General features: G+C 62.3%; 8 protein-coding genes. 6 read left to right on the forward strand and 2 right to left on the reverse strand.

The window, feature by feature from the left end:
- The 4 genes from ACTS2Z_RS09575 to ACTS2Z_RS09590 form a co-directional block, all read left to right on the forward strand.
- On the forward strand, window positions 1-706 hold a 706-nt coding region (locus ACTS2Z_RS09575), incomplete at its 5' end, for an FAD-binding oxidoreductase (protein WP_442572988.1).
- An 85-nt stretch (window positions 707-791) separates the two neighbouring features.
- Window positions 792-1,574, forward strand: a complete 783-nt coding sequence (gene yaaA, locus ACTS2Z_RS09580) for a peroxide stress protein YaaA (protein ID WP_442572989.1) — start codon at window positions 792-794, stop codon at window positions 1,572-1,574.
- A gap of 93 nt (window positions 1,575-1,667) precedes the next feature.
- The gene (locus tag ACTS2Z_RS09585; RefSeq protein WP_442572990.1) at window positions 1,668-2,468 is read left to right on the forward strand and encodes a 3-hydroxybutyrate dehydrogenase; all 801 of its coding nucleotides are present in this window, start codon (window positions 1,668-1,670) and stop codon (window positions 2,466-2,468) included.
- Window positions 2,468-3,475 (forward strand): patatin-like phospholipase family protein, encoded by a 1,008-nt coding sequence (locus ACTS2Z_RS09590; protein ID WP_442572991.1) that lies wholly within the window; start codon window positions 2,468-2,470, stop codon window positions 3,473-3,475. Before ACTS2Z_RS09585 ends, ACTS2Z_RS09590 begins: the two co-directional genes overlap by 1 nt.
- On the opposite strand, the gene ACTS2Z_RS09595 is transcribed toward ACTS2Z_RS09590, so the two are convergent.
- Together ACTS2Z_RS09595 and ACTS2Z_RS09600 are read right to left on the reverse strand one after the other, a co-directional pair.
- Window positions 3,460-3,861: a gamma-glutamylcyclotransferase family protein gene (locus ACTS2Z_RS09595; protein ID WP_442572992.1), complete on the reverse strand. Its 402-nt coding sequence runs from the start codon at window positions 3,859-3,861 to the stop codon at window positions 3,460-3,462. The two genes, ACTS2Z_RS09590 and ACTS2Z_RS09595, sit on opposite strands and share 16 nt — an antisense overlap.
- Window positions 3,858-5,066: a DUF418 domain-containing protein gene (locus ACTS2Z_RS09600; RefSeq protein ID WP_442572993.1), complete on the reverse strand. Its 1,209-nt coding sequence runs from the start codon at window positions 5,064-5,066 to the stop codon at window positions 3,858-3,860. The genes ACTS2Z_RS09595 and ACTS2Z_RS09600 overlap by 4 nt, the downstream gene beginning before the upstream one ends.
- 181 nt (window positions 5,067-5,247) lie before the next feature.
- Between ACTS2Z_RS09600 and ACTS2Z_RS09605 the strand changes: the two genes are divergently transcribed.
- Both ACTS2Z_RS09605 and ACTS2Z_RS09610 read left to right on the forward strand, forming a co-directional pair.
- Window positions 5,248-5,559: a hypothetical protein gene (locus tag ACTS2Z_RS09605; RefSeq protein ID WP_442572994.1), complete on the forward strand. Its 312-nt coding sequence runs from the start codon at window positions 5,248-5,250 to the stop codon at window positions 5,557-5,559.
- A gap of 85 nt (window positions 5,560-5,644) precedes the next feature.
- Window positions 5,645-6,151, forward strand: a 507-nt coding sequence (locus ACTS2Z_RS09610; protein WP_442572995.1) for a hypothetical protein, incomplete at its 3' end; no start/stop codon positions are given.

Raw genomic sequence — 6,151 nt, forward strand, 5'->3', positions numbered from 1 at the left:
TTCCCATCTGAAAGACCAGACGGGAGGCGCTGTCAGCGCGTTCGAGCTCATTTCCGGCTTTGCGATGGAACTGGTCTGCACCCACCTGCCCGGCGCCCGCTCACCGCTGGAAGGTAACCCCGAATGGCTCGTCCTGATCGAGCTCGGCAGCGCTGAACCTGAACGCGCCGCGATCCTGATGGAACTTGCCCTGCAAAGCGCCTTCGAAGCCGGACTTGTAGAGGACGCGGCCATCGCCCAGTCCGAAGCCCAGGCCGCGCAATTCTGGGCGTTGCGGGAAAACATTCCAGAAGGTGAGAAAGCCCACGGCAAGGCCGCCAAACATGATGTATCGGTGCCGGTCTCACGCATGGCAGCCTTCATGCGGGAAGCGACAGATCAGGCCGAAGCCATGATTGATGGCTCGCGCGTCATCGCCTTCGGCCATGTCGGCGACGGCAATGTCCACTTCAACCTCGCCGCTCGCGAGCCGGGTGCCGGGGAAGAGTTTATCGCCCGCGCCGCGCCGGCAACCCGCCTCATCTATGACCTTGTCGACAAGCACCATGGCTCGATTTCTGCCGAGCATGGCATCGGTATCCTGAAACAGTCCGAACTCAAGGCCCGAAAGCCCGTCGAAGTGGAGATCATGCGCGCAATCAAGGCGACGCTGGACCCGAACAATATCATGAATCCGCGCATTCTGACGGGGCTCGACGCAAGCTGACCTGCATCCGCTATTGGCAATGCCGGAGCAATCTCCCTATTTCGATAGAAACGCTCACTGACCGTCCCTGCGAGGCTGACCTTTCATGCTTGTCCTTCTGTCCCCGGCCAAACAGCTCGACTTTGAACCGGCCCGCCCTGAACTCGAGACAACCCGTCCGGCGCTTCTCAAACGCACGGCCGAACTGTCGAAGACAACCGCGAAGCTTTCGCGCACGCAATTGCGTCAGCTCATGGACATTTCCGACGATCTGGCAGAGCTGAATGTCGAACGTTTCAAGGCGTTTGACCCGGCAAGCGAGGGCGGCAAGGCCGCTGCGCTGGCCTTTGCCGGCGAAGTTTATCGTGGCCTCGACGCAGGCACCCTCAAGGCGGACGACCTCAACTGGGCACAGGATCATGTGCGCATCCTGTCGGGGCTTTACGGCGCATTGCGGCCACTGGATGCCATCCAGCCCTACCGGCTGGAAATGGGCACGCGCCTGAAAACGAAGAAGGGCGCCAATCTCTATGATTTCTGGGGCGATGACATTGCCGCAGAGTTGACTCGCACGCTGGAGGGGCATGCCCACCCGGTCATCGTCAACCTCGCCTCCAACGAATATTCCAAGGCCGCACGCCTGCCGAAGATGAAGACGCGTGTCATCACTGTCGACTTCAAGGAAGAAAAAGACGGCCAGCTTCGCGCGCTCATGGTCTATGCCAAGAAGGCACGCGGCATGATGGCCCGCTGGATCATCGAGAACCGTGTAGAAGACCCCCAAGCGCTGACCCGTTTCGCTGTCAATGGCTACCGCCATGATGCCAAAGGCTCAAAACCGGACCGGCTCCTCTTCACGCGCCCCCAACCGCCCCTGAAGAAGGGCTAGGCATCACCGCCAGCCCTTGACAAAAAGGCCGCAAAGCCTCTTTTGCACCGCAACAAATCCATGCAAGCGGCCGTTACGGCCAGGGAGAGTATCATGGGCGGTCTGAAGGCTGACCTGAGCGGCCAGGTCGCGGTTATCACCGGCTCGACCTCCGGCATCGGACTGGCACTGGCGCGCGGGCTCGCCGCCTGCGGCGCAAACATCATGCTCAATGGTCTGGGCGATGCTGGCGAGATCGAGACCACCCGCAAGGCGATCGAGGACGATTTCGGCGTGAAGGCCGCCTTTCACGGCGCCAACATGCTCGAAGCTGACGAAATCGCAGACCTGATCGCCGAGACGAACCGCGCGTTCGGCCGGCTCGATATCCTCGTCAACAATGCCGGCATCCAGCAGGTTGCGAAAATCGAGGAACTGCCTGTCGCAAAGTGGGATGCGATCATCGCGATCAACCTCACCTCGTGCTTCCATACCATCCGTCATGCCGTGCCACTGATGCGCAAGGCTGGCCGGGGGCGCATCATCAATATCGCCTCGGCGCACGGGCTGGTCGCCTCTCCCTTCAAGTCGGCCTATGTCGCGGCCAAGCACGGCGTCGTCGGCCTGACGAAGACGGTGGCCCTCGAAGTCGCCGAAGCCAACATCACCTGCAATGCGATCTGTCCGGGCTATGTGCGCACCCCCTTGGTGGAAAGCCAGATTGCCGACACCGCCAAGGCGCGCGGCATTTCCGAGGAGGAAGTGGTGCGTGACGTGATGCTGAGCGCGCAGCCGACGAAGAAGTTTGTCGAATACGACCATCTGACCGGCCTTCTGCTCTACCTCGTCTCGGACGCTGGCGCATCGGCCAATGGTGCAGCCTTCCCGGTCGAGGGTGGCTGGACCGCCGCCTGATGCCGGCGCGCAGCCAGCCTGTTTCCCTGGCCCTTCAGGGCGGCGGCGCACATGGCGCCTTCACCTGGGGCGTCCTCGATGCGCTTCTGGAAGATGGCCGCATAACGCCCGGCGCCATTACGGCCACCAGCGCAGGCGCAATGAATGCCGTCGCCTTGACCCATGGCTGGCTCGATAACGGGCCTGAGGGTGCACGCGCCAGCCTTGAAGCGTTCTGGCAGGCGGTGTCGAACAGGGGCGCAGCGTTTCGTCCGATGCTGCCCAGCAGCGCACTCCTTCGCCTTGCGCCGTTTTTCGATGCCTTCTCGCGGCTGACGAGCCCCTATGATCTGAACCCGTTCAATCTCGATCCGCTGAAAGACATTCTCAAAGCCCAGGTCGACTTTGACCGCTTGCGAAACCAGAGCACAATCTCGCTGTTCGTGACCGCAACCTGCGTAACCACTGGCAGGGCAGAGATATTTTCCGGTGAGCGCGTGACCGCTGACGCGGTGCTAGCCTCCGCCTGCCTGCCCTTCATCCGGCAGGCGGTGGAAATTGATGGCAAGCCTTACTGGGATGGCGGCTTTACTGGCAATCCGGCGCTCTGGCCACTCTTCTACAAGAACACGCCCGACGACCTTCTGATCGTGCATATCAACCCCCTCAATCGCCCCGGCACGCCCAAGGCTGCCGATGACATCATGAACCGGGTCAACGAGATCACGTTCAATGCATCCCTGATGGCTGAATTGCGCGCGGTCGCCTTCGTCAAACGCCTGATTGAGGATGATCTGCTGAAAGACCCGGCCAAGGCAGGCTTTCGCAATCTGCACGTCCACGCCATCCGCGCCGATGAGGGCCTGAAGCAATACTCCGCAGCGAGCAAGTACGACACGAGCTGGCGCTTCCTGACCGGACTTCGCGATGCCGGGCGGCAGGCGGCGAAGGACTGGCTGGACACCTGTCATGTCCATGTCGGCAAACGGTCCAGCGTGGATGTACGCGCCGACTATCTCCAGGGCTGAACGCGCTGCGCCCAGTCCAACCAGTCGCCATTCCCGACACGGGGAAAGCCCGTCACCGGGCGGTTCCAGACATAGACCCAGGCATCGGCTTCAGGCGCCAGCAAACGCAAACGCCGGCGCAGATAGCGCGACGCATGTTCAGCCGCCGGATCATATTCCTCGAAAGCGTCGAGCTGCGCGATGACGCTTGCATCGACGACCTCAAAGAGTTCGCCCACGACCTCTCCTTCGCCCGCGACTAGGCCCGGATAGCCGCCCAGATCGTGGATAACGCCGGGGATGCGGCAGGGCCCGAGCGGCCTGAAGGCCTGCTCGAGCCCGAAGGAGGCGCCCTTTCGCAACAGACCATAGACGGCGAAGCTATCGCCCGGCCTGACAGTGCTCATGCACGCGGCTTGGTGATGGGTTGCAGCTTCCAGTAGGTCAGCGAACGCCACAGCCATTCGAACGGACCGAACCGGAACAGGCTGAGCCAGATGGTCGATACGACAAGCTGCACCGCCCAGATGATCAGCACGATGGGGATGAGTTCCTCACGGCCCAGCGTCCCGTAGAGACCAAAGCCGATCGTGCCGGTGGATAGGATCACCAGCGTGATTGTCTGGGTGAGGTAGTTGGTGAAAGCCATCCGCCCGGCCGCAGCGAACGGCACCCGCAGCAGCGCCAGCACCGGCAGCTTGCAGATGAACATGACGAGGCTGGCATAGCCGAGAGCCACGATCAGGCTGGAGACATAGGCCGTTGCGGCGTGCAGCCACATGCCCCGCAGATCGAAATTGTCGGCGACTGCATGCTCACCGCCATACCAGCCAAGTGGCAGGCCGATGACGAGGCAGACGACGGCGAGAATGGCATAGCGCGCCGCGCCCCATTGCAGGGTCAGGAATCCCGACTTGAACAGCGCCATGCCGAGGAACATCACCCCGATCACGCGTCCGCCGAAGAAGGACAAACCGGTCAGCTGTCCCAGCAGGGCCATCAGTGCATTATGGCCCCACCGTCCGGCACTGCCTTCCTGATAGGCCGCGACGATACGCGCGGTCGCTTCCGGGCTTTGCGCCATGCCGACCATGGCCGGGTCAATCTCGCCGGGCATCAGCATGAAGGATGCAAAGAGGCCAACCATCAGGAAGCCCGTCAGGACGATCCAGAACAGGCCCCAGAATATGAGTTTTCCAACGCTCATCTTGCGGAAGAGCACGGCAATCATGCCGAAGACGGCATAGGAAACGAGAATGTCACCGAACCAGAGCACGTAGGCATGCACCATCCCGAAAGCGAGCAACCAGAGCATCCGGCGATAGTGAACCTTGGTGGAGGAATCAGGCCCGTCCCCCGTCATCAGCAATATGCCTGCGCCGAACAGGGCAGAGAAAATCGTGATGAACTTCATCTCGAAGAAGACATGCACGAAAAGCCAGGCCTGTGCGGCCGCAGCATCGAAGCCCGGATCGGCCGGCGGGAACTGGTAGGCCTCCGGCAACATGAAGAAGGTCGGGATGTTGACCATCAGGATGCCAAGCACCGCGACGCCGCGCAGCACGTCAAGGCTCTGATGACGCTCAGAAAATGCAACCGGTGCCGATTTCATGGATGGTTCGTGCCTCCCCGCAGGTTCCAGCGACACGATCAACGCTGGCCCGCCCGAAGGCAAGGCCAAAACCCGACAAGGCGCCTTAACCTTACAAAGATTTCATCCCAAGAACGCCCCAAATGCCTTGAGCCGCGTGGCCGCAGGCGTCATAAGCTGGTGTCAGGGACAGGGACCAGACATGTTCAGCATGGCTATCGACATACTCCACTGGATTGCAGGCGCCGTTCTCGCGGTCGTCGGCATCGGTTACGACCGGGTGGAAGATTGCGCTCCTGCCGTGCGCCAGCAGAGCGTCGAGGAAGCCAGCCTGGTGACCGACGATGCGGGACTGCATTTCCTGGCCTCGGAAGTCCATGTCGAACAGGTCCGCAGCGCGGATGGCTCTCTGGTCTTCATTGTGCGCCCGGCCGCGGTGCAACCGGCCTCTGACTGTGTCAGCGCGCCGCGCCACCTGCCATCGGCACCCGCCCTGCCGGTCTTGCGGCTTTAATTTTCCTCCGTCTCGCCCTAGAACACTTGCTTGCTGCCGGCTTTGCAGTCGGCGTGCCATTCCAGTGCTGTGACCGGGGCGAATAATGCCTGCAGACGACACCTCCGCCGCCAATTCCACCAGGACCGCAACGACGGCTACGCCGGCGCCTGCCATTCTGACTGAACCGTCTGACCATGGCGTGCCCGTCACCCGTGCACAGGCGTCTGCGCCAGCGGCTCCGGCTCGCGCGTCCAGCGGCGGCGGCTGGATCGCCTTTGCGGGTGCAGCCTGCGCCGCCCTGTGGCTCGGTGGATCGGGCGCGTATCTCTCCGGCTTCGTGATTGACGATTTCAGCGCGCTCAGCCCCGCCCAGCTGGCCGGAATTGCCATCTTTGCCGGCGCGCCAGCCCTGCTCTTCCTGCTGTCGGGCCTTCTGGGCCGAACGGTCGCGCGCGCAAGCGCACAGGTCCGGTCGGTCGAAGCCTCGCTTGCCCGCCTCTCGACTCCAGTCGACACCTTGCAGGGTGAAGTGCGCCAGATGGCCGATGCGGTGAGCCTGCAGGTCGGGCGCATCAACACATCGATGGATAGCGCCCTCGCTCGCCTTGCG

Source organism: Glycocaulis sp. (assembly GCF_052168375.1).
Classification (GTDB): Bacteria; Pseudomonadota; Alphaproteobacteria; order Caulobacterales; family Maricaulaceae; genus Glycocaulis.